Source organism: Oleiphilus sp. HI0117 (genome assembly GCF_001635235.1).
The window spans coordinates 1-3340 of the sequence record NZ_LWGA01000792.1 but is presented as its reverse complement, the minus strand read 5'-3'; the positions used below and the strand labels follow the sequence as shown (position 1 = coordinate 3340).

General features: G+C 44.1%; 3 protein-coding genes and 1 pseudogene. 2 read left to right on the top strand and 2 right to left on the bottom strand.

What is annotated here, in order from left to right; translation table 11 throughout:
• Positions 1-529: pseudogene (locus A3757_RS26780) on the top strand (glutamate--cysteine ligase); the annotation flags it as partial.
• Between the two features lie 18 nt (positions 530-547).
• Positions 548-1597, top strand: a complete 1050-nt coding sequence (locus tag A3757_RS12940; RefSeq protein ID WP_068515139.1) for a succinylglutamate desuccinylase/aspartoacylase family protein — start codon at positions 548-550, stop codon at positions 1595-1597.
• 69 nt (positions 1598-1666) lie between these two features.
• On the opposite strand, the gene ppk2 is transcribed toward A3757_RS12940, so the two are convergent.
• Together ppk2 and A3757_RS12930 are read right to left on the bottom strand one after the other, a co-directional pair.
• On the bottom strand, positions 1667-2617 hold the full coding sequence (gene ppk2, locus A3757_RS12935) for a polyphosphate kinase 2 (RefSeq protein ID WP_082865461.1): 951 nt from the start codon (positions 2615-2617) through the stop codon (positions 1667-1669).
• A 230-nt stretch (positions 2618-2847) separates the two neighbouring features.
• Positions 2848-3340, bottom strand: a 493-nt coding sequence (locus A3757_RS12930) for a DUF523 domain-containing protein (protein ID WP_156506314.1), incomplete at its 5' end; no start/stop codon positions are given.

Below are 3340 nucleotides of genomic sequence, written 5' to 3'. Positions count from 1 at the left end.
GGTATATGACGATGCTGATGAAGGCCATTTACGGATAGAACTAAGGTCTTTGCCCGCTGGGCCCAGCGCGGTTGATATGGTTGCCAATGCAGCACTGTATATCGGTCTGGCAGAGTACTATCGCGACAAAATGAATGAGCTGATGCCTGCTTTACCTTTTCATTTAGCGGAGTTTAACTTCTATCGCGCCGCGCAATTTGGCTTGGGTGCACGAATCGTTTGGCCAGACCCTCAGCGTTCAGGTTGTCGTGATCAGCCCATTATCGATATTCTTTCCCAAAGCATTGATCATGCAGAGCAGGGCTTGCGTAGTATCGGTGTTGAAGATGAGGAAGCAGGCTATTATCTATCCATTGTTAAAAAGCGTCTTGAGTCAAAGCAGAACGGAGCAGTATGGCAAAGAGAGAGAACCGCTTATTATCAGAATGAAAAGTCTTATAGCTCTGACAAAGCAAGAAAAGCAATGCTAGAAGACTATATTGCTTACAGCCTAGACAACATTCCAGTGGGTGAATGGCCTTTAACGTAACAATTATTGGATATAAGAATGAGTATAGAGTTAAACAGATTTTGTGACCCAGACCCAAGCTCAATTGGTGAGGATATCTATCAGTTTCTTGATTACTTGGGAGGCCCTTCAGAAATCCTGCTGTCAGGAGATGACACCACTCGAACGCGAGCATTTGTAACGCTACTGCATGGCAATGAACCTTCAGGCCTTATTGCCTTATTTAAATGGTTGAAGTCGGGACTTAAGCCAGCGGTGAATGTCGTTTGCATTGTGGCTTCAGTATCAGCGGCTAGCTTGGAGCCTTCATTCAGTCATCGTGTCTTCGCTCGTCAGCGTGACCTGAATCGCTGCTTTAAAGAACCCTTTGATGATGAACCTGGCTATCTCGCCGCTGAGATTCTAGAGACTTTAAAGCGCTATAAACCTGAAAGCTTGATCGATATGCATAACACCTCGGGCTCAGGCCCTTCATTTGCGGTGGCGATCTACGAAGATCCTCAGCATGATGCTTTGACAGAATTGTTTACTAAACGCCTCATCGTGACTCACCTACGTTTAGGGGCTCTGATGGAGGTCACCGAATACCTTTGCCCAACTGTGACGATTGAATGTGGAGGGCGTTTAGATGAGTCTGCGCACCAGATTGCTTGGGAGGGCTTAAATCGTTATTTTCGTTTAGAAAGTGTCTTGGCAGGCCAAGAAAGTCAAGAGAGCTTGGAGGTGCTTACTAATCCGGTAAGGCTCGAACTAAAGGATGATTGTCGTCTAAGGTATGGCGAGAAATTAAGTGAAGAATCTGATTTGTGTTTGCTACCCAGTATAGAGCAATTGAATTCAGGTATTACTGTTAAAGATACGCAGTTGGGTTGGGTCGCAACAGATGATCTGAAAGCTGTATTTTCTTCAAAAAATAGTCGAGAAGAATGTGTGGTAAATGAGTTGGTTTATATCAAAGACGGCGGATTGTTTGCTAAACGAGACTTAAAGCTCTTTATGATCACTAATAATCCGGAAATCGCCAAGATGGATTGTCTATTTTATGCAGTAAGGGACTGTGGTTCAGAGGTTGTTGCGGAATTATCTTAGTGGCCCGCTTACAAGTTGAACCCAGATTTTACTGGGTTCAACAAGAAATTAAAGGAACGCATTTGTGCCTTATTTTTTAGCTTCCGGGTGAAGAGACTTACCTAGTATATGGCTGTCTTCTTCGATAACTGATGATGCTTGGCCGACAATAAGGGGATCTGCTCCACGAACAACATGATGATTCTTATCAGGATAATCCAGCTTAGAAAGGAAGTGTTGCATACACGCAAGGCGTGCTCTTTTTTTATCATCTGATTTTACGACTACCCAGGGTGCGTCAGCGGTATCGGTGTAGAAAAACATCGCTTCTTTCGCTTCGGTATAGTCATTCCATTTTTCTTGAGCAAGTTTGTCGATAGGGCTTAGTTTCCACTGTTTTAGAGGGTCAGTTTCACGTTTCTGAAAGCGAGCGGTTTGCTCTTCTTCAGTAACAGAGAACCAATACTTAAATAATTTTATACCGCTACGGGTAAGCATTCTTTCTAGTTCTGGCGTTTGACGCATAAACTCAAGGTAGTCGCTCGGTTCGCAGAACCCCATAACTCTTTCAACACCTGCTCGGTTATACCAAGACCGGTCGAATAAAACGAGTTCACCTTTGGTGGGCAGGTGTTTAATGTAGCGTTGAAAGTACCACTGACCGAGCTCTTCTTCAGTCGGCTTTTCCAAAGCAACAACGTGAGCGCCCCGTGGGTTTAGATGTTCCATAAAGCGTTTTATGGTGCCACCTTTACCAGCGGCATCTCGCCCTTCAAACAGAATCACTATTTTTTGTCCTGACTCTCTTATCCACTTCTGGGCTTTTAGTAGCTCGATTTGTAATTCTTTTTTTATGCTTTCGTATCGTTGGCGACTAATTTTTGTCTTGTATGGGTATTCGCCTGACCTAAATGATTCGGCAATATAATGTGGGTCATGGCGTTTTTCTGCTAGAGCGTGAAGCTGAGTCCCTACTGAGCTCAAAGTCTTATTCTTAGACGAAGTTTGCTTGTCTGATTGATTCTTATCTGAGTTTTGCATGGTTCTTTTCTAGCCCTCTTTTTTAAACGTAATCCTTAAGTCTACTAGACAATTGGAGGGCGCATGGTTAAATAACGGGCTTGATTGATATGTGTCAATACCTATGAGTGGATATCTAACGGTTAATGGGCAGTAGATGTAATTTTATAAGCCAATGATTGGAGATTAGGGCTGAGGATAACCTTGAGCGCGAGTGGCCCTTGCTTAAGATAGGTTACGCCTGATACTTGTCATTTCCGCGATTTAAAGTGAGCATGAACTCGCTTAACAAACTCCATATACTGACTTTCGTCGTGCAAATTCACTTCTTCTTCGATCGGCAATAAAGGGAACCTTTCCTTCAAGGCTGCCGCGAATAGGCCCATACCGCCTTGTTGGTGAATAGTGCTGTCACTCTGAAATATTTTGACGTTTCTGACTCCGCAGCTGGGTGAGTTTTTCATCAGAACAAAGCCATCTAAAGACCCAAAGCTATCAAGGGCCTCTTTGCAGCCTTCAAGTAATTGAGGGCCTAAGTTTATGCCTGTTAAGTCAGTGTCATCGTTATACCGTAGCGTTGGCCTGGAAGGGTTGCCGGTAAGTCGCATTTTGGGGCGGGGTATACCAAAACCGGCAGCGGCTTCAGGGCAGAATGTTTCAAAAGAGAAGTGTTTGCTCAATTCGTCTAAGCACAATGATGAGCGTTTATGCTTTCCGTCATAACGTACTTCAAATCCTGCAAGG

What these genes read in the sequence shown, in the direction of transcription:
- A3757_RS12940 (WP_068515139.1), top strand. Translation starts at nt 548, where the DNA reads ATGAGTATAGAGTTAAACAGATTTTGTGACCCAGACCCAAGCTCAATT.
- ppk2 (WP_082865461.1), bottom strand. Translation starts at nt 2,617, where the DNA reads ATGCAAAACTCAGATAAGAATCAATCAGACAAGCAAACTTCGTCTAAG.